This is a genomic window from Sanguibacteroides justesenii, from assembly GCF_003204205.1.
Classification (GTDB): Bacteria; Bacteroidota; Bacteroidia; order Bacteroidales; family Marinifilaceae; genus Gabonibacter; species Gabonibacter massiliensis.
In genome coordinates, this window is sequence record NZ_QJPL01000006.1 from 165,791 (window position 1) to 186,276 (window position 20,486).

General features: G+C 39.8%; 15 protein-coding genes. 1 reads left to right on the forward strand and 14 read right to left on the reverse strand.

What is annotated here, in order from left to right; genetic code table 11:
- Positions 1-813: 813 nt before the first annotated feature.
- The 7 genes from DMB45_RS11115 to DMB45_RS11150 all read right to left on the reverse strand — a co-directional run bounded on the left by DMB45_RS11115 (position 814) and on the right by DMB45_RS11150 (position 8,201).
- Positions 814-1,179: a fibronectin type III domain-containing protein gene (locus DMB45_RS11115; protein WP_041505055.1), complete on the reverse strand. Its 366-nt coding sequence runs from the start codon at positions 1,177-1,179 to the stop codon at positions 814-816.
- Between the two features lie 105 nt (positions 1,180-1,284).
- A complete protein-coding gene (locus DMB45_RS11120; RefSeq protein ID WP_181416514.1) occupies positions 1,285-3,858 on the reverse strand; it encodes a hypothetical protein in 2,574 nt (857 codons plus the stop codon).
- Positions 3,783-4,283 carry a hypothetical protein gene (locus DMB45_RS11125; RefSeq protein ID WP_041505053.1) on the reverse strand — a complete coding sequence of 167 codons (501 nt, stop codon included), beginning with the start codon at positions 4,281-4,283 and terminating at the stop codon, positions 3,783-3,785. The genes DMB45_RS11120 and DMB45_RS11125 overlap by 76 nt, the downstream gene beginning before the upstream one ends.
- A 640-nt stretch (positions 4,284-4,923) precedes the next feature.
- Positions 4,924-5,235: an RNA recognition motif domain-containing protein gene (locus DMB45_RS11135; protein ID WP_041502706.1), complete on the reverse strand. Its 312-nt coding sequence runs from the start codon at positions 5,233-5,235 to the stop codon at positions 4,924-4,926.
- A 231-nt stretch (positions 5,236-5,466) separates the two neighbouring features.
- Positions 5,467-6,792 (reverse strand): MATE family efflux transporter, encoded by a 1,326-nt coding sequence (locus tag DMB45_RS11140; protein WP_041505051.1) that lies wholly within the window; start codon positions 6,790-6,792, stop codon positions 5,467-5,469.
- Between the two features lie 113 nt (positions 6,793-6,905).
- The gene (locus tag DMB45_RS11145) at positions 6,906-7,487 is read right to left on the reverse strand and encodes an RNA polymerase sigma-70 factor (RefSeq protein WP_160289620.1); all 582 of its coding nucleotides are present in this window, start codon (positions 7,485-7,487) and stop codon (positions 6,906-6,908) included.
- A 339-nt stretch (positions 7,488-7,826) separates the two neighbouring features.
- Positions 7,827-8,201, reverse strand: a complete 375-nt coding sequence (locus tag DMB45_RS11150) for a cupin domain-containing protein (RefSeq protein WP_041502704.1) — start codon at positions 8,199-8,201, stop codon at positions 7,827-7,829.
- A gap of 131 nt (positions 8,202-8,332) precedes the next feature.
- Between DMB45_RS11150 and DMB45_RS11155 the strand changes: the two genes are divergently transcribed.
- Positions 8,333-9,340 carry an aldose epimerase family protein gene (locus DMB45_RS11155; RefSeq protein ID WP_052634451.1) on the forward strand — a complete coding sequence of 336 codons (1,008 nt, stop codon included), beginning with the start codon at positions 8,333-8,335 and terminating at the stop codon, positions 9,338-9,340.
- A gap of 24 nt (positions 9,341-9,364) precedes the next feature.
- Here DMB45_RS11155 and DMB45_RS11160 read toward each other — a convergent pair whose 3' ends face one another.
- The 7 genes from DMB45_RS11160 to DMB45_RS11190 all read right to left on the reverse strand — a co-directional run bounded on the left by DMB45_RS11160 (position 9,365) and on the right by DMB45_RS11190 (position 20,484).
- A complete protein-coding gene (locus DMB45_RS11160; protein ID WP_236684983.1) occupies positions 9,365-10,303 on the reverse strand; it encodes an alpha/beta hydrolase family protein in 939 nt (312 codons plus the stop codon).
- 489 nt (positions 10,304-10,792) lie between these two features.
- Positions 10,793-12,433, reverse strand: a complete 1,641-nt coding sequence (locus DMB45_RS11165; RefSeq protein ID WP_041502702.1) for a PKD-like family lipoprotein — start codon at positions 12,431-12,433, stop codon at positions 10,793-10,795.
- A gap of 49 nt (positions 12,434-12,482) precedes the next feature.
- Positions 12,483-13,181, reverse strand: a complete 699-nt coding sequence (locus DMB45_RS11170) for a DUF4843 domain-containing protein (protein WP_052634449.1) — start codon at positions 13,179-13,181, stop codon at positions 12,483-12,485.
- A gap of 30 nt (positions 13,182-13,211) precedes the next feature.
- Complete coding sequence (locus tag DMB45_RS11175; protein ID WP_110688775.1) at positions 13,212-14,711, reverse strand: RagB/SusD family nutrient uptake outer membrane protein; 1,500 nt, start codon at positions 14,709-14,711, stop codon at positions 13,212-13,214.
- Between the two features lie 14 nt (positions 14,712-14,725).
- Positions 14,726-18,013 (reverse strand): SusC/RagA family TonB-linked outer membrane protein, encoded by a 3,288-nt coding sequence (locus tag DMB45_RS11180; protein ID WP_041502724.1) that lies wholly within the window; start codon positions 18,011-18,013, stop codon positions 14,726-14,728.
- 218 nt (positions 18,014-18,231) lie between these two features.
- Positions 18,232-19,395: a FecR family protein gene (locus tag DMB45_RS11185; RefSeq protein ID WP_041502700.1), complete on the reverse strand. Its 1,164-nt coding sequence runs from the start codon at positions 19,393-19,395 to the stop codon at positions 18,232-18,234.
- Between the two features lie 390 nt (positions 19,396-19,785).
- Positions 19,786-20,484 carry a fibrobacter succinogenes major paralogous domain-containing protein gene (locus DMB45_RS11190; protein ID WP_082027508.1) on the reverse strand — a complete coding sequence of 233 codons (699 nt, stop codon included), beginning with the start codon at positions 20,482-20,484 and terminating at the stop codon, positions 19,786-19,788.
- Between the last annotated feature and the right edge of the window lie 2 nt (positions 20,485-20,486).

Genomic DNA, 20,486 nt, shown 5'->3' on the forward strand with positions numbered 1-20,486 from the left:
AGTCCAAACAAAAATAGACAGCCGGGACTACATCATTGACATAGGATTAAGTAACTATGTAGATTATGGAAACATTCTTCTACCGTATATTCGTGATTTCACATTCAGGGAGATACTTTAATCTCTTGTATGGACTATGATAACCCCTATAAAGAAGATTTTCCTCCAAAAAATTATGCAGACAACATGCAAAGCATAAAGTACAAAATTTTTGACTATAAACGAACAAAAAAGAGACGGAAGCATACTGAAATCAATTTTTGGTTCTACATAGATTATTCAGGACAAGATATTTCCATTTACGACCGCACAAAATACCCGGAAGGAATGATTCCCTTCCGTTATAAATTAATCATAGGCCGTTCCAATAAGATTCGTGTTTACAAAAACGATAGTCCAACCCTCATCGGAATCCTAAGATTAAATTATAAATAATACATCACCACAGGCATACCATATTAACACATCACCACACGATTCCGATTAACCTAATAATCAAAATTATGAAAAGAAGCTATCTATTAATTTTGATCTGTTTAATTTTGTGCTGTCGAATTTACAAGTGATTACTTATCGGAAAATTGGTCGGATGGGATATTCCAATTCATATAACGACCCCAAAAGATTAGAATGAATATTTGACAATGTTTAAAACGCAAACTCGTTCTGTTAAACGACAATTGTAAAAGAATATGTCATCTTTAAATAAATTTTAACTTTTAAAAAAATCCCGAAGAACTCAATGTTATGGTCATTCGGGATTTTTTATTTCATGGTATTCTATTGCCCAGGAATTCGACTTTTAAAGGTCATCTACGGGCTTTCTTCTGACGGTGCACTAACTCCTGCTTTATTTCTAGCAAAAACGCGAAATACTGCAACAGCTCCTTCCCGCATGTCATCAATGTTACGCCTAAGTTGCTTAACCGTTCCCCTGTCTACCCATTTATCTTCGTCCTTATATCGACTTTCAGTAGTATAACCCGTGATCGGTGACCCTCCATTATAATTGGGTGCCGTGTATTCTATCGTGCATCCAGTTTTCCAATAATCAATAATTAGAGGCTGCCCAGGGCGACCAGGAGGATCCAAAGCCGCAGCAATCGCAATTGTCGTAATGGTTAAACCTAAACAGATAAATAAAAATAACTTTAAGATGTTTTTTCTAATCTTTTTCATAGTCTTATTATTTTCAAAGTAAATAATTTAATACATCATTTACAAAATGAATTATTTTATTTATAATTATAAGTATTTTTTATTATTTAAACGAATAAATAATATTTATAAATAAAACAAGCAATTAATGACTATTTTACTCTCGCCATATACAATAAGATGAGGTCGATGGATAAATATCTCGTACATCCCTGCCTTCGGCAGGTTTGCCGTCCATTCGGCCTTAAACTTTCCCGTGCCGGATTTTTTTATAAAAGCGCTACGAATACGCTCGCCGAATAGTCCCTGCGATAAAGAAAGACTCCATGCGTTAGCTTTAATACGGTACAAAGGAACGTATTCCTGCTTGCCCTCTGCTTTTTTGACCAGATCGACCAACCGCTTTCGATTGTTTGACGAATCAATCAAGTGGAAGTTCTCGTCCTCGTTGTCAACGATAATCTCCCCCGGGGGATAGAATTGACTTTTCTCTATCAAATTGACTCCTTCTTTAGGTACGGGACCCGATAAGGAAGAATCTTCATTATCGAATGAAATATCTTTCGGCAAATTGCCCGAAAAGTTAGTGGTCAATTGCAGGGAATACTCTATGCCTTCATGTACGATGATTCGTTTGCACTCCCCGGGCTTGATCACGTAACTCCGGCAATACCTGATCGCACTACCCCCAATGCGACCTTCACCAGGCGTAACAATCGAAACGATACCATCCGTTTCGCTGAAATTACCTACCTTGAAATCAATAATTTGCGTCTCTTCTGTTGTTTTATAGGAGATATCTTTTATCGTTAACAGGGGAATCTGGTGGCTCACGTACCACTCGTCCATATAGGGCTTAATATCCTGCCCGAAACGCTGCTCGAACTCCTCGATAAACAAGTCGAAGTCAACCTCCCTGAAACGAGTACGGGCGTTAAAATCCAGCATAAAACGGCTTAAAGAATCCCAGGTGGTAATCGTAGTGAGATAACCCAATAAATGAGAAACTTTTAAATGAATGGCAATGCTTTGTTCTTTGCTGTATCCTTCCGCCATGACTCCTTTTAATCCTTTTTCCGCAATACGATTCAAGATTTTCGGGCTCACCTCATCCCTAAGTTCTTTCAGGCTTTTCATTTTATCGAATATCAAGTCTATACCCTGATACCTATCGGACGTGATACTACTGTTGTAATCCGAGAAAATGTGCCCCATATTCATCCTGTCCAATAAAAAAGGAATCTTGTAGCTCAGCATAAATTCCTGTACACTCCTGTCTTGGTTAGCAAACTTGGAATAAGTACCGGGATGTGTATTCTCTACCCAGTATAATCGTTCCTGAAAAAGTGCTATTTCCGGTTGAATGTTATCACTAAACGAAGTCGAACTTAGAAAATAGAAAGATGATGGAACCTCGATCAGCTTGAAATAGTTAAAGGGATAAGGGTTAGGCTTCCCCTCCTCAATTTTATTTTTACATTGATTGACTATTTCCATTAACTTTTTTTCCCGGTTCGGGTTATCTTTTTTCAGGGCTTCCCATTCATCGAAATAGCTCAGGTAAAAATCATTCCCCGGGTAAGTATAAAACTCGACGGTAAGGGAATCTACGGTGATCGCCCTTTTCTCGTATTTCCCGATACAAAGGGTTAAACCCGTCAGGTATTGTAAATTGCTGAACGAGACCTCATCCCCTTCTCTCGTGGGTACACCTTGAGATATAACCGTCATTTCACCCGGTTTTTTGACACGAAGGGTATAGTCCGTGAAATCAGTCTCTCGGGATGCCTGTAACTCGACCGGGGCTACCGCCATCGGGTACCACATCAATTGCGGCACGAGTAAAGTGTATTGATTAGAGACAAAAGCCGTGCGTTTACCGTAATTTTCTCCTCCTGATTCGGTACGGGGAGAAAAGAATGCATCGTTATCGATATTTACCTGGTAAATATCCTCGTCGATCATCCCCTCGTATTCTATCTTCAGTTCGGTATTCTCCCCGGGAGCCAAGGGATGTTCGACGACAATTACCTGGTGATCCCTGTGAAAGGGAAGACTCTGCCCGTCAGATTCAAGCTTGTTGATTTTTAATCCCGGGTTTAAAAAGAGCAGAAGCTGCTCCATTGTTGCTTTTTTCCGGTTTTGGATCTTCATCCGGCTTGTTGCCGAGAATTTATCTTCCCCGGGGCGGTACGTGATATCGTGAGCGAGTACGCGTGCCTTGGGGTATTCATGGCATTTCACGAAAGTTTCGCGATACCCGATCCTGTTTTTCAGGCGGGTTTGGAACTTTTCAACGTAGATGATCCCGAGCCCTATGGCAAGTACCGAAAACAGGGAGGCCGGAACGAGTAAATAGCGTTTTCGACCGGGGACGCCGGGATACCTCTTCGTAGACAAAACGCTAAAATAAAGAAAACTTACTCCCACCAACAAGAAAGCGATTCGCTGGAGCAAGTAATCCGAAAGATTCATGAATCCGGCTATACTGGAAAAAGCGTTCGGAAGCTGACTGCCCCGGAAATCCAGTATCCCGTGAAAAGGTGTTTCCAAATAAGCGTACGCGAAATAGAGAAAGGCCACGAGGATAAGCCAACTAATAAAAGGGTGTTTTATCAACTTGTTCAAAAGCAAGGATAGCCCGGTGATAAAAACAAACGTGGGCAGCACGTAAGTAAGTAGATAAAAAGATTTACCCACAAATTAACAGGGGAATTTGGAATAAATAGATTGATCGACATGGAGACACACAGGAACAGCATGTCTATTACCGCAAACGGGATAAAAATACCTAAAAATTCCCCGACAAAAGCCTGCCCGTTACCGATAGGCCAGGCGTAAAGAACCTCCCGGGTTTCGGCTTTTTTCCGCTTCCTTTGGATATCGCAGGCGATAAAGACAACAATTACCGATTGAAACAGGTTTAAAAAGTAAAACCCGTGTAGAGGAAAGGAAGACGCGAATATAAATTTATCCCATGAAATATACTTCATCACAAAGTTATCCAGAAAACTGTCACCTACTATATATCCCAATGCCCCGAAGACAAATAGGTTAAATAACCAGCTTCTTTTTACTAACTTGATCTCGTAAGCGATAGCGGTTTTTAGGGTTGTCATTTCCATAATTGTAAATTTAAATCCTGAATAATCAAAATATTAAGTTATTCGGGATTTTTTTATTTCTTGATATTTTATTTCAATTAGAATTACTTTTTAAAATGTGATTGTCGTGACAGAAGCCTAAACTGATGAACAAGAATGATTTCAAAACGTTTTTTCTAATCTTTTTCATAGTTTTCTTAATTCAAATATCAATATTAGACGTATCTTTTGCAAAGACATTTGTTTTGTTTACATTTACAAATATATATAATTATTTTTTTACAACAAATCATAGTAATGAAGAAAAAACTCAACTTTTTTTTATTTCCCCAGAAATTCCTTTACCCCTTTTTATTCGCCCATGTGTTTATAAGATACAAAAACAAGGAGAAACATGGAGAAGAGTTTAAAAATAGCGGATACCATCGTGGTGTTTATTACCGGAAAAGTAACTCCGGAGCAGATAACGATATTGGGAATGGATTGGCAAATCCGAAGAGAATAAACGTTTATTTCTTTCGTCTATGGATAATTGCCTCTAATTCAACAAGAATGTCTTTTTTTCTAATCAAAAAAAGGACTGCCTAAAACTTGTTAGACAGTCCATTTACATTATTTTAAAATCGGACTCGGAAAGTTTTTCTACTTTCCGAAATACGGATCAATATCTCCTGTTCGAGTTATAACCGCCGCGATTGGAATTATATCCGCCACCGTTATTACCTCTTTCAACACGAGGCTTTGCAACAGCCACGTTGATTACTTTGCCGTCGTATTCAGCCTGATTCAATGCATCAATAGCTTTTTGACCTTCAGCATCGTCATTCATTTCTACGAAACCGAAACCTCTTGAACGACCGGTTTCCCGGTCCATAATTACTTTTGCGGACGAAATGCCTCCGTACTCTGCGAATAGCTGATTTAAATCGGTATCATTTATACCGTAACTCAAATTTGAAATGTAAATGTTCATTATAAATAAACTTAAGATTAATAATAAATAAATGAGGACGAAAAAAAATTGAAAGGAAGTCTACTTAACAATAACATTTACTGCCGGGCAGGAATTCGAATACAAAAACTATTTCTTCTCAAATACGTGCCAAAGGTAACACAATAAATGAAACGGACACTATAAATATCGTTTTATTTCTATTTATTTTTCAATATCTTAAAATACGTTCCGCTTTAGGAAGAACAATATTCAAATCTCTTTATTCTTCCAACTTCCTTTCTTCATATACCAGTAGGCTAAACTTCCCATCGACAGCAGGTATATGTATTCTGTTGTCCAACAGACGGCAATATCCGCTTTCCAATAGATAACAATATAAACGACCGACGATACGTAAAAGAGAAGAGAAATCAGTTCCATGTACAACGCCGGACGGGTATTGCCGGTCCCAGAGACCATATTGAAAAGGATATTGGCCGGAACACTGATCAGATAAACGAATATCATCACGTAAAAAGAAGGAACCGCCGCTTCGATCAGAGAGGAATTATCCGTGTATATCCTCATGATCGGTGTCGGAAACAAAGCCATTAACAAGACCAGAGGAAGAATAAACATATAACAAAGTCGGCTCACCTTTTTAAAAGTCTCCATCACCCGGTGTTGTTCCCCCGATCCTAATAAATTACTGACCAACGAGGAAGCTGTCGTGGCAAAGGCACTAACAATAATAAAAAACAAAGCGGAAATATTGCGTAATACATTCGTAATAGCCAAAGGACGTTCCCCCAAATGCTCGACGGCAATAAAAAATAAAAACCAAGTACTGAGAGAGATAAAAGCCTGTATCATAGTCCAAACCGAGATATTAAGAATTCGGCCCAGCAATTTCTTTTCAACGTGCCGGAAATGAAACAGATTATATTTATTCCTATCAACTCTAAACCCTGTATAAATAATAAAGAAAAGTAAAGAGACCAATTCGGCTATCACGGAAGCGATCGCTGCCCCTGCAATACCCAATGCCGGAAAACCGAATTTACCGAAGATCAGAACATAATTCAGCATAATATTGGTCCCGACCATCACCAAAGAGTTAGCCGTAAGCGTACGCGTGTCCGCTATCCCGATATAAAAAGCTCTAAAGATGAGTGCCGCAAACGAGAAAAAAAAGCCATAAACCCTCCAATTCAAATAACTAAGCGTAGCTTCATATACTTTTGGAGAATCGATGATGGCATCGAGCACCGGAGCCGAACAAATTCTGGAAACAGAAAATATCAACGTCGCCCAAAATAACTGAAATACCAAACCCTGATTAAAAATAGACCCGATCGAAGCATAATTACCCTCTCCGTTTCGACGTCCGATCAGAATCTGAACCCCCGTACTAAATCCGAACCCGAGCATGAAGATCGCTAAGTAATAGACTCCTGCCAACGCGGAAGCCCCTAACTCGATTTCACCGACACGCCCCAAAAAGGCCGTATCCGTCATTCCGATCAAGTGTTCCATTAACACACTGATCAGTATCGGGCCTGCTATATGTAAAATCTGTCGGTTGGTAAATCGCATAATCGGTTTAAATTTGAAGTCAGGGCGACAAAGATAATCTAAAAATCAAATGTTCCCGTTTTGTTTACCGAGAAGAAAGCATTTCTTTTAGATACCGTACCTAAAATATAACGTTAAAAACCCGGAAAAAACATCGTAACGTATACAAAAACATCTCCCAGTCGGGTACGCAGAAAAGTTTTGGCCCGTTGTTTTTGGGTCTTAATCGTATTCGGGCTGATTTGCAACAACTCGGCAATCTCCTTATCCGGCAACTCTTTAATATAAGACAAGGTAAAGATCTCCCTGCATTTTTCCGGTAATTCGTTAATGGCATCGAAAATTTCAGCCACGACATCGGCCCGGATCTGTTGACAAAGGATATAATCTTCATCGCACTCTTGCCGACCTAATTTTTTATAATTCCGTTCCTGAATTTCCCGATCCCGGAGATAATTCAAACAACGGTTCTGAACGCTATTGTACAAAAAAATTCGGATCGTTTTTAGATTCGGAAATTTTACGATATCCGTTTTCCAAAAAGCCAAAAAAACCTCCTGAACAATGTCTTCCGCCTCACAGGAATCTTTTACGATCTTCAAGGCAAAAAGGCACAAGCGTTTGTGAAAAAAATAGAATAAACATCGGAAAGACCGCGGCTCCCTATGGACTAATCCTTTTATAAATTCTTCGGATTGGATATTAACATCAGACATATTCCAGATCATCATCTTTCCTTACGCGTATGTATATTTTACAAATATATTTATAAAATATTATTTTCACAAAGAAGTACAAACAACAAACAAATATTTGAATACGTCTGTGCATATTTCCTCCATTAAAGAAAGCAAATCGATGATTACACCATCAGGATCACTTATAAAGGACATAAATAATCGCCAACAAAATAAAAATCACGCAAACAGTAAGATCAAATGTTTTGCCTGTTTAAAACAAATCCGCCGAAAAAGCTATTGTCTTCGGTGCAATAATATTATATTTATCCTATATTAATTACTACCCTTCCCATAGTTATTACCTCGTTCGCACGCTCAATCGTCTCCAATAGGATCAATACCCGTATTCTCGATCATAAGCACAATAGCTTTATTTTTAGCAATGGGCCTGTGCATAACCCCTTTGGGAACACATACTCCTTCATATTGTCCCAATTCAAAAGTACCTTTTTCCGTTTCCAAGACAATATTACCATCGATAACAAAAAACAACTCATCGTCATGATCATGTTTATGCATATGAAATTCTCCTTCAAAAATACCTAATCTGAACACGGAAGAGTTTACATTGCACAAGGATTGATTAAACCATTTATCGGTACAATTTTTCACGATTTCCGGAACATTTATTTTTTCAAGATAATCGTATTTAATGTCCATCTGCAATTTATAATTCATTTTCTGATCCATATGACTCTTCTTTAATACTTTTATATTTTATCTTCTATTTTCTTATAACACGAAAGATATTAAAAATGTCCATTCATAACAACAAAAAACTATTTTCTTTAATTTTACCACAACCAAAACAAGAACCGATTATGCAAATTAAAGAATATATCTTAAAGAACGAGGATATTGAGGTGCACATTTGTAATTACGGTGGTATCATAAAAAACATATACACGCGTGACTGCAATTGGAAATTAGTTGATATCGTTCTGGGATTTGATGATCCGGAGCAATACGTATCTCCCGATTACCTGAACAATTATCCTTATCTCGGAACCACGATCGGCCGTTACGCTAACCGGATCCATAGAGGAGAAATCACATTGAACGGGCAAATCTTCTCTTTAGAAAAAAACGACCGTAGCAATTGTCTGCACGGCGGATCGGCAGGATTTGATCGTCAATATTGGGACGGGGAACAAATCGACGACCATCACTTAATTCTACGTTATACCAGTAACGACGGAGAAGGAGGTTTTCCCGGTAAATTGGAGGTCACCGTTCAGTATATACTGGTCAACAACATGTTGAAAATAACGTATGATGCCACGACCGACCGGGACACGTTTGTAAATATCACCCATCATCCCTATTTCAACCTGAATCCGGAGCAGGAAACCATCGCCGGATTGGAACTTCAATTATACTCCAATCGCTTACTGGAGACCAACCCGGAACTCATCCCTACGGGAAATATTCTAACCGCGGATACAGATCACACGTTTCATTTTCCGAAACGACTTTCGGACATTATTGAAAAAGACGGTTTAGACGATTGTTATCTATTTCCCGATTTAGGTTCTATCCAACTGATGGCGGAACTCAGCTCTCCCTATACAGGTATCTTACTTACTATTCTTTCGGATTATCCTGGTTTACAGGTATACACGGGCAAATTTCTGCAAGTCGAAAATGGTAAACAAGGTAAACATTACGGACCGTTTTCCGGTATTGCTTTGGAAGCCCAAATGTTCCCGGACAGTCCGCACCACCCCTCTTTCCCCTCTACTCTTTTGCGACCGGGAGAAAAATACCATCACACGACTATTTATTCCTTAAACTGTTTCAGCAAGGAAGAAACCGATGATATTTGGTAAAAACGGGGAGTTTTCGTTTTCGATTCAATTAAACCGATAAGCAGCCTTTCTCATCTCCGTATGAGACTTAAAAGGGTGTTCCGGTTTTAAATATTTCGCCAAAAACTGGTATATCGAATACCGAATTTCTGTAGATTGTTTCGTATCGATACGATCAAAAGAGTGTCCGCCGGGAATCTCTTCGAATATACGATATTCGAATTTCTTTCCCTCGGCTTTCAGAGCCCGGATCATATGTTCCACTTCCAGCACACTCACATCGTCGTCGTTTGTATTCGTGTGAATCAACAAAGGTGTTTTTAATTTTTCGGCATGCCATACGGGAGAACGACGCTTGTACTCCTCCAAATTTTCTTTGGCCGTTTTTCCGATATGGTTCTTATCGGAAAAGATTTTTCGGTAGCTATCACTGGCATACCCCATCCTCATGACAATATCAGAGACCGGAACCCCTGCAAATCCACACACGTAAGCATCCGGATGCTGAAACAGATTCATCAGAGTAATCATCCCTCCATGACTCCAACCGATTATCCCGATCCGGTTTTTATCCACGAAACTGTAATTCTCAATCATATGATTCCGGCTTTCGTACACATCTTCATTCTCTAATCCGCCGTAATCGATATTATCGTAGGTCTGTTTCCCATACCCGGTACTTCCCCTGTATTCGGCAGCAACCACAATATATCCCTGCGCCATTAATTCCCGTATGATATGGGCATAATAGGTCGAAAAATCCGAATGTACTCCACTATGGGCAAAAACGATTAAAGGATATTTTTTATCCGTATTTATCGTTTTGGGTATAAACACATAAGCCCAAAATTTCAACGGATTTTTAGCTCCCATCTCAGTCGGATTCCGTACGTTTGCACGGGGAGGACCACACACGAAGACCTTATCGATATAGGCTACATCCCCCACCTTGTTATACCACAGAACATCATCCATTTTTTTCATCAACTTATCGTTTTCGTGACGCAGGTTCCCGTTCTCCGTCCTCAACGCCTTCAACTCTTGCCGAAGCTCATCTGTTTCCTGAGCGTACAAAGTACACCCCACGAGGCACAATAATACCCCCGTTACATACCTCATTATTTTCATAATCCACATCGTTAAGTTAAACATTGGAAACAAAGATATAAAATTAAACTAACATCATACAAAAATGTTCCTCTACACTCTAAGCAGAATCGCTAACATAAAACAAGAAGTCCACCTTTAACTTCCCAAAATCCCCGATCTGTTCCGGCGTCGAAGAGGTCCGTGAGGCAACTAAAATGTAGAGCAGTATATCGATATAACGCAAAGCCTATCGAGTTTATTACCCAGCAACAAATTACGGGTAGGATTTTTCGTCCTACCCGTATAAACCACAACATAGACTTTCCCGCCACGTGACTCCCTGTCACTTATTGTCCGGAGAATCATCTTCGCGAGGAAAACAAACTAATAATAATACAAAGACACTACGCCACCATCAAATCTTTTATTATACCAATATTTTTTCTGAATTTCTCCGGGTTTCTGAGGATCGGCATACAGCTTGATGACCCGGCAATCGCCGTTATCAAAAGCAGCTGCAAATACCTGACCGTTAAAATAGCGTTGAGCGGCATTATATCCCTCTCCTCTCCAAGTTGCGGTAATAACAAAATCCGTCATGTTTCCCTCCTCTTCAAAAGCATAGATCTGCTTTATGGATGTACCTTCCATGCTCATCGAGTAGAGCGCTTTACCGGCTCCGACATACAAAAAGTCATTATACGAATCATCCATAGCCAGTTTCAAAAGCCCTTTGCCCTGTTCGATCAACCCGGCAGCATCCGCGGGTAGTTTAACATTAGAAACGGCCGTGTAAGTAATCCGATGAACGGATCCGTACACATCGGTTTTTATACCTGCAGCCTGGATATAATAATCGCCTCCGTCTTTATACAAGACATAAACGTTATCATTCCAAAAACTTTCATGAAAAAGAATCGCTATCACCTCCTTATCAAAATTATTCATATCGATATACCCTTTCGGAAGATTCCCGGCATTGGAGGGTCGAGACAAATCATAGATAACAGAATAATCGATACTTTGGTAAGATCCCGTGGAAGCCGTCATCGCCAGAAAGCGTTTTTTCTCTTTTTCATAAATAACAGCCAATTGATCCTTGGCCTCAATATACTGAGCCTTAATCACCTCGGACCCCTTATCGGGGACATCGTAAGGATCGTCAAACACCAACGGTTCCGTAATAAAACGTCCGGTATTGGGATTTCCATCGTCATAATTCACCCGGGTATAAATTTTCCCCGATTCATCCAACAACAAAGAGGTAGCTCCGACACGTACAAAATCCACAGGTTTCAAATTACCGGGATCTCCCACGAACTCGTCTTTCATGGAAACGATTTTTTTCATATCACTCGAATTGATTGCAACCGAACTCCGCCAGTCTTTATCCAATATCTGCAAAGCATAATATTGTTTCCCGTATCGGGTAATCATAATAGGATTCGCGCCCAGTTCTTCGTTATCATTGTATAACGGGTAGACGTTTTCATGAGGTATATACTCCGTTACCGAGAAATTATTATACACTCTTCCATCCAGTTCCACCGTTTTTTTCTCCCAATAGCGTTCAATGAAATCCAATTCGGTTTTTCCATCCTTTTTCCCAAGTACCACGACCCCGGTATTAAAAGGAGCCCGGATATTTACCATAAATTGATAAACAGTAGCATTTCCGGCCCTTTTCCGGTATATCAACAACATGGCCTGTGCCTCTTCGGTACATACATAGCGCAGGTTTTGTTCTCTCGATACCACTTTCCCGTCGAATCGCCACTCGTAAGTCAGCTCATCATCCCCCCGGTACTTCACCTCTACATCCAGTTGTAACTCTTCGCCGGAAGTCACCTTAAAAGTCTTTGCGGACTCTTCGTCGAAGTAAAATTTTTGCTGGTTAGCCACATTCGTTACAATAACGGAATCCGGCAAAATAATATCTTTATAATCCAAATTCGTTTTATCATCCAGACAACCGACGAAAGACAAAACACTTAAGACCGATATAATTAAAATTCTATTTTTCATAATCTTAGATTTTTCTGCATAACTTAAAAATTCTCCCATCCGACACAGATCATCCCGTAATGGTCACACTCATCATACTACCATCCTCGTCCTGACGGGGATTCTTCTCCAATGCTCTTTTAAACAGAATTGCATAATACCTTTTTTCGGAAGGGTCCAATATGCCAAAATCCCGAATTCCCGTCTCTTTCACAAATTCTTCGTATTTGGTCTTCGAATATTTTCCCAAATAGGATTGTTCCACATTAAAATTCCACCATTCAGGCGTCATAAAAATATCTCCCACGGTAATCTCGACAAATAGAGAATCAGGCATATAAGTTTTAAAATCTTCATTGGAAACCAATTGTAATCTCAAGATTTTACTTCCCTCTTTCAAAACGGGTTTTCGCAACAATTGCACACGCATTGTATCGACACAACCGGAATCTGCCTGAAAAAGTTGTTCGCTTTCCAACAGATAACAATCTTCGGGTAAGGTCGTCTTTTCTTTATCCACGGCAACGGCAAAATGCAAAGCTTTTGTCAAATTGTATCCCCGAAATTCGACAGGTACTTTGATGATTTTGTCTATCACATTATCCCCCTCGAAAGCAAAAGTATAATCGATCTCATAGTACACCTTCCCCGGAATATTCTCGAACTTAAATTTGATGTATCTTTCCCGAGTAAACATCTCGGGCTCTTCGGTCTGACAACCAAACAAACCTAATACGCTTAATAATATTGATAAATAGATAATCCGCATAATATTAAAATTAAAGTATTTCACGTCAGTTTATTGTAAACCGGCTTCCGAATCCGGTATAGGCATCACTAACTTCCCGTCATGAGGAACAGTCGTACCGTTCTCACGTAAAGGCAGGTTCAATCTCTTGTAAACATACACCATTTGTCCTTCCCCTATAAACTCCCGGCGATACTCCCGCACGATCGCTTCCATAAAATCGGCCTTATCCACGTTCATATCCAAGTCATAAACAGCATTATTCCGGGCTTCCACCACCTTATTGAACAATTCGATGGCTCTCGCCTTGTCTTTGTCAAAAATACTTTCAGCCGCTATATAATAGCATTCGGGAAATCGCAGTACGGGAATTAAGGATTTGGCCGCAACCATATTATCCTGCACCTTACCGTCCAAAGAGTATTTGGTTATGATATCCCGAGGTATTGCAGCCAACCTGACATCATTCGGATTCGTACTGAAAATATTCACCTTATCGTTTACTTTCAATGTATAATTCCCGGCTTTGGCCCCGAAATACTTTTCCGTCAAATCCGACAATTTAGCATTGTAAGACCCGAAAAGCATCTCTGTCTGCAACCGGGGTTCCACCGTTGTTAACGTCATCGGATCTCCGATATATCCCGGAGCGACAAAATTATAGGTCGTTTTTCGTTCCGCCATGGTTACAATCTCATTTGCATTTTCGTATGCCTTATCTTTCTCTCCGGCATACAAACACACCCGGGCCAACAATTGTGTAATGGGAAAATAGCTTAATCGGTTGGCTCTATACCTGAAAAATTCATCATCTGCCTGAGGAGAATAACCCACACCATCATCTAATTTTATCCTTACCCCTAAGGTCCCGTATTGGTAAGAAATATACCCGGGATATTCCGGATCCGTATCAAATGGTTTTACCCATTCCTTGGCTTTCTCCAAATCTGCAATCAAGTGCTGTAACAACTCTTTTGTCGGAATGGGGAGATTCAAACGGGAAGGATACTCTGTCACGTAAGGAACAAAAGAAGAGACTCCTCCCTCATCGTCGATCGGAGCCTTGGCGTAAATCCGAACCAGTTCAAAATGCATCATTGCCCGGATAGCGTATGCTTCAGCCAGAATCATGTTTTTCGTCACATCACCATATTTAAATTTTATCTCCTTATCCTGTTCCAAGTTTTGAATCAAGTTATTGGCTTCAGCGATCACCTTATAGCAACTCAACCAGATAGAGGCTCCGATTGATTTAGCTTCCGATTGGTCGTACTCAAATTTCATAATCTGGTTATAACCTTTATGGCCTGTTTCATGTAAGGTATAACTACGTCCCCAGGCTTCAATCGCTCCCCAGGACAACTCTTGCCCGTATAATTCGGCTTGCGCTATATCGATATACAAACCATTCAAAGCAACGTAATAGCCCTGTGTCTTTTCGAATAATGTCTCCTCGTATATATCTAACTCCGGCTTTACATCCAACCATTTATCACATGATACGGATACAAATGCCAGTAAAATCATACTTAGTATATATCTCTTTTTCATACTCTTATATTTTGTTAGAAACCTACATTGATTGAAAAACTATAATTTCTGGCAAACGGGTACGACAACCCTCTTTCCTGCTTTATCGATGACACCCTGAATACATCGTTCATATTAAAAGTAAACCTTACTCGAGTGAAACGGAATTTTTGGGTAATCCGATCGGGTAACTCGTAGCCGAAAGACAAAGACTGTAAGGTCAACGTATTGTCATCCTGCACAAAACGACTGGTAGGATTAGTCGGAATATTCCAATCTTTTAAACTCTTGAAACCCGCAATATCCCCCTCTTCCTTCCACCGATCGGTAAACACCCGTTTATCCACATTATTGGCGATATTTGCGTTTTCGATTTTTGTCTGTAACGTCTGATTATACTGTTGCCCTCCATAAGTATAGGTAAAGTACAGATCGAGCGTAAAACCATAAAGAAAAAGATTGGACGAGAAAGTTCCGTTGAGCTTAGGTTCCGTATTACCACAAGCCACATTTTCAGCCGCAATCCAAGCCGTTCCCGTGCTCCCGTCTTTATAGCGAAACATCTCTTCACCCGTCTGAGGATCGATCCCCAATGACTGCATGGCATAAATGGATGTTGTAGAAGCTCCTTCCACGTATTTCAAAAGAGGCTTCTTCGCTTCGCTATAATTTACACGGTCCTGGTATTTCTCCTCTATTTTTTGATTGTAGGACTTTAAAGATTCCGATATTTTCTTTATCTCGTTTTTATTGGATGCCATATTACCGGAAAAATAGAGCTGTGCATTTTTCTTTCCCAAAGCTTTCACTCGCAGGCTCAACTCGTACCCGTTATTGGTGATCTCTCCGATATTCTCTTTATAGGATAAAAAACCCGAAGAAGAAGGAATATACATATCGGCAATCAAATCTACCGTTTTTCTAAAATAGTAAGTTCCCGTGAAAACAATCGTTCCGTCGAACAAATTAATCGTTCCCCCCAAATCGGTAATTTTCGTTTTTTCCCACTTTAAATTTTTATTTCCCATGGCTGTAATATTACCGCCGGCTCCCGTGGGATAGACGTATTCTCCATTGATCTTATAAACGGTTCTGGCCGTATTGGCCGGGAAATTTGCCTTTCCGGTCACGCCATACGAACCGCGGATCTTCAGTTCAGATAGCCAATCCACACCTTTCATAAAAGAATAGTTGTGAATATTCAATCCCAATCCTCCGGACCAAAAAGGAGCGAAACGTGTTTCACTTCCAAAAGCCGAATTTCCATCCAAACGCCAAGTCGCATCTGCCAAATAAATATTATTATAGGTATAGTTCATCGAAACCATGGCTCCGAAAAGTCTGGTTTTCTGCTGATAAACAGTAGGAGCATTCGGAAATTCACGGGCAAATTGCGGATTGGAAAAACCACCTGTCGGAATATCTCTTAAATAAACACTACGACTTTCATCCGAACTCTCTTTGACATTTATTCCGGCAACCAGATTAATATTATGAAACCCGATCATATCATTGTAATACCCGAAAACACCACCGTCAATCGTCGTGGCGGAAGTATTTCCCAACGTTATCTCACCCTTATAACTTTTAGAGACGTATTTTCCGGACTCCGGAGAGGTATAGGCATCGGAGGTTCCCGTGGTATAGGTTAGGGCAATGTTTCCCTTAAAATGAATCTTATTGGTCAAATAGTATTGGATCGAAAAATTATCCAAAAACTCTTTCGTTTTGGTCTTATCATAACTCCCGTTATAGGCATCATATAAAGGATTAACAATGGTTCCGCCATTCCGTTCCCTGATCACCTTGGAAATGGTTCCGTCTTCATCTAAATAAGGGTAATAAGGATTCATTCCGGTGTATTGGGAAAAGGCCCCGAAAGGAGATTCTTCCGAATTCACAGCGGTGTAACCTGCCATATTTTTAAACATCAATTTACCGGTATTATACTGTACCTCAAAACTAATTCCAAACCTTTTTCTTTCAGAACCTTTCATTACCCCGTTATTCCCCTGATAATTTACATCGATACCATAACGTAGTTCTTTCGTTCCTCCCTCCATTCTTAAGTAGTGTTTGCTACTAGTCGTGTTGCGTAAAGGCTGAAACAACCAATCCGTCTCGATTCCCTTTTCTATCAGCCTGAGTTTGTACTGATAATAAGCCTCCTCCCAAAAATTCTGATCAAAAAGTCCTGCCGCCTTCTCCGCTTGTACCTTTTCTCTCGCGTTCATTAAATTATAATCCCTCAAATCCGGAGTTTGTATGTTCAGGTCATAATTATAAGTAAACAAAACCTGTCCCTCCCGGGGAGCAACGGTAGTGATCACGACAACTCCGTTAGCGGCCCGAGAACCGTAAATAGCCGTAGCGGCAGCATCCTTCAACAAGGTAATGGATTCAATTCGGTTAATATCCATATCGTAAACCTTACTTACATTCACCTCAAACCCATCCATAATAAAGGTCGGCAAGTTCGGATTATTCTGTAATGCCGTCTTAGAGACATTTGCCTCGTCCAATTCCGTAATACCAATGCCCGAAGCTCCCCGAATACTGATTTCCGGCAAAACGTTCGGATTAGATCCCATGTCATTGTTCACCGCTATACGAAAAGAAGGATCTAATACTTGAATAGATTTCAGAATATTTGTCGGGGAAATCTTTTTCAATTCCGCTGCTGTCATCGTACGGGCATTTCCCGTAAAAGATTGCCTGGAAATATTGGCGTAACCCGTGATAACAACATCTTCCAATTTTACCTTCTCCTCTTTCATGACCACATGTATCTCCTCCCGATTTTTCAACGCAATTTCCTGGGACTCCATCCCGATAAAGGTGAACACGAGTATTAGGGTCGAATCCTTTTTAGACAAACTAAGCTTGAATCGTCCGTCATTATCTGTTGATACCCCTAAGGTCGAACCTTTTATACGAACCGTTACGCCAGGGAGGGGTAACCCCGCCTCATCTTTCACGGAGCCTTTTATAATAACACTCTTGACACTATCCCGTGCCGGAGCTCTCATCTTACGAACGATCACTACATTATTACTCAGCTCGTAAGTCAAACCGGTTCCTTCCAAACATTTATTCAAAATAGCCACGACATCCGCATTTTTCATTCGGATATCTTTCCTTGCTACATTTTTCACATCATCGTTACTAAACATAAAGCTGATACCGGATTTTTGCTTGATCTGTTCAAACACCTCCCGAAGGGATGCTTTTTTCAAATCGATATCCAACTTCACATTCTGGGCGAACGTACTCGCACTCAATTGACTGACTACGAGAAACAAGAATAAACATGTAATCTTCATAATTCGTAGAATTGGATAAAATCTCAGGTCTATAAACCTGAAACAGACTCTTTTTTTTCTCATAACATTTGTTTTTAGTTTTTACATTAGCACTACTTATCTCTGTTTGCGGCAAAGACAAAATCTCATCTGTTTCGAAACATTTTCATAGATTGATCTTTTTCATCATGTTATACTTTTATTTATCGACTAATCAAGGATAGATTCCTTCTCCTGTATCACAGTTTTTCAACAACTATTGTTTTGTTTTTTATCCGGAAGAAAATCTTATTCATCTTTTCCATTAACGATATAAACTCATCCAGATTACTGTATTTTTTTATGTCCATTGTAAACCGTAAATCCTTTAAATCCGGACTGCAATAAGAGACATTTACATCATACCAACGACTTAACTCATCCATAATCGTTTCAAGCCGCTCATTTTCAAAAACCATTCGCCCTTTCTTCCAAGCCAGATATCGATACACGTCCACCTGCCTTACCCCTATTTTCCCATCTTTACTTATTCGAGCCTGATAATCGGGAAATAACCGACAACTATCATGAACCCCGATAACATCAACAACACCTTTCACCAATGTCGTAACCATTTCCTTTTCATAACGATATGAACGGAGCACGAACTCCGTCCCTAACACTCTAATATCCAATCCATTCACATGAACGATAAAAGGTCTGTTCGAATCCTGAGCTACCGAGAAATAACCTTCTCCACTAAAATAGACTTCTCTCGAGTCTGCATCAAAAACAGACGGAACACGAAGTTCCGATTCCGCATTCAGACAAACTACGGTACCTTCACTCAGCTTTGCCACATACTCCCCTCCGCGGGGAATCCGAATGGTATGATACTCGATAATGCTATTCTGTACAGATTCCCCGGATATATCTAAGGTATCCCTCCGGTTAACCATAACGGAACCAGCCGCCTCCAAACGAAAAACAGTATCGTTATTTAAAACGATCTTACGCCCTCCGGCCAGTTCGAGAATGGCCATGGATTTACCGGGCAATATCTTTTCTTCCGTTAATAAAGGGGCTTGTTTGGAGATGTCCTTCCGCATCATGTAATAGAAACCGACACCAAGAAATATCAAGACAACAGCTGCAACGCGAATAAGATGACGATACATTAAGATGCTTCTTTTTTTCGAAATTCGACGATCTATTTTCCGCCAAACATCACGTTTTATCGTCACATTATCATCCGTAATAGCCTGATTAATAAATTCTCCAGACGTTATTTTTTCAAAAAGCTTTTCATGTTCTTCTGATTGAAGCAACCAAGTATCCAACTCCTGTTTTTCTAACTCACTGATACTCCCGATGATCTGTTTTACAATGATTTTCTTTATCTTATCTATCTTGCAAACTCTCATAATACCAACGTTTATTGAGAAACCAAACGTCAGCATATTTTAAGAAAAATGTTTTTATCAACATATTGATAATGAGCAAAAATAGCTCGCTAAAGGGGAAAGCATTTTTAATATAAATAAACGTTCATTTAATAAGCATACTATATTAGAGACGCCAAAAAGTTATTTTGGTGTTATAAGAAAATTATTTTTTTTAAGAAAAACGAAGAAAAGTTTAAATAGAAAGCAATTTTTCTCCCCAAAATATTTATTAAAAAATCAGACTTTTCACCATATCGAAATATCGTTGTATATCAAAGGCAGACCCTCTACCTCTATATATAAAATACGGGTAGAACAAAATGTCCTACCCGTACCCCATTACACAGGTCTTATTTACTCCTGTTTACTCTATTTATCTTGCGCATCCCGCACACACCTGACACTCATTCTTTTTATTTTTAATGTCGTCCCCCTGTAAACCTGAGGCGAATTATAAACAATTTTCCGATAAACAGCTTTTTCCGAATTTTCGTCGGCAGAGGCAGCCCAAAAGAAACCGTATACTCCTAAATAATCGCACTTCCCACGAGATTCGCTAAACCACCCGTAATAACCACCCAATTGCATATGTAATCCGGTCCCATCCGCTCCTTGTTGCATTAACTCACCTTGAATACTTCCACGAAATCCCAATTGATCCAACTCATTATCTTTCATTCCCAATGCTTTTTCCAATTGTTGCCAATCCTCGTCGGTCGCTACGCGCCATCCTTCGGGAGCTGCGGCCAATGCTTTTTCGTAAGTATACAGAAAACCGTATTTTTCCATATTCCCCATAATATCCTCCAACTGTTTATCATCCGACTCGTCCGTATTGTAATAAGGCTCCACGGAACCTAATTCAATATCATCAAAAGTTCCGCTCAGGTTCTGTACCATCCAGTCCAAATTACCGATACGGACCCAACTATACTCGATCCCGGTTCTATTATCCACGAAGACACCTTCCGCCTTCGGTTTCACGGTAAGTTCTTTCTCATCTTTCTCACAAGCAAACAGTAGCGTGAGAAATACAATACTTATCATAAAGGTCTTTATTCGCATCATAT

What these genes read in the sequence shown, in the direction of transcription:
- DMB45_RS11115 (WP_041505055.1), bottom strand. Translation starts at nt 1,179, where the DNA reads ATGAAAAAGATTAGAAAAAACATCTTAAAGTTATTTTTATTTATCTGT.
- DMB45_RS11125 (WP_041505053.1), bottom strand. Translation starts at nt 4,283, where the DNA reads ATGGAAATGACAACCCTAAAAACCGCTATCGCTTACGAGATCAAGTTA.
- DMB45_RS11135 (WP_041502706.1), bottom strand. Translation starts at nt 5,235, where the DNA reads ATGAACATTTACATTTCAAATTTGAGTTACGGTATAAATGATACCGAT.
- DMB45_RS11140 (WP_041505051.1), bottom strand. Translation starts at nt 6,792, where the DNA reads ATGCGATTTACCAACCGACAGATTTTACATATAGCAGGCCCGATACTG.
- DMB45_RS11145 (WP_160289620.1), bottom strand. Translation starts at nt 7,487, where the DNA reads ATGTCTGATGTTAATATCCAATCCGAAGAATTTATAAAAGGATTAGTC.
- DMB45_RS11150 (WP_041502704.1), bottom strand. Translation starts at nt 8,201, where the DNA reads ATGGATCAGAAAATGAATTATAAATTGCAGATGGACATTAAATACGAT.
- DMB45_RS11155 (WP_052634451.1), top strand. Translation starts at nt 8,333, where the DNA reads ATGCAAATTAAAGAATATATCTTAAAGAACGAGGATATTGAGGTGCAC.
- DMB45_RS11160 (WP_236684983.1), bottom strand. Translation starts at nt 10,303, where the DNA reads ATGAAAAAAATGGATGATGTTCTGTGGTATAACAAGGTGGGGGATGTA.
- DMB45_RS11165 (WP_041502702.1), bottom strand. Translation starts at nt 12,433, where the DNA reads ATGAAAAATAGAATTTTAATTATATCGGTCTTAAGTGTTTTGTCTTTC.
- DMB45_RS11170 (WP_052634449.1), bottom strand. Translation starts at nt 13,181, where the DNA reads ATGCGGATTATCTATTTATCAATATTATTAAGCGTATTAGGTTTGTTT.
- DMB45_RS11175 (WP_110688775.1), bottom strand. Translation starts at nt 14,711, where the DNA reads ATGAAAAAGAGATATATACTAAGTATGATTTTACTGGCATTTGTATCC.
- DMB45_RS11180 (WP_041502724.1), bottom strand. Translation starts at nt 18,013, where the DNA reads ATGAAGATTACATGTTTATTCTTGTTTCTCGTAGTCAGTCAATTGAGT.
- DMB45_RS11185 (WP_041502700.1), bottom strand. Translation starts at nt 19,395, where the DNA reads ATGAGAGTTTGCAAGATAGATAAGATAAAGAAAATCATTGTAAAACAG.
- DMB45_RS11190 (WP_082027508.1), bottom strand. Translation starts at nt 20,484, where the DNA reads ATGATGCGAATAAAGACCTTTATGATAAGTATTGTATTTCTCACGCTA.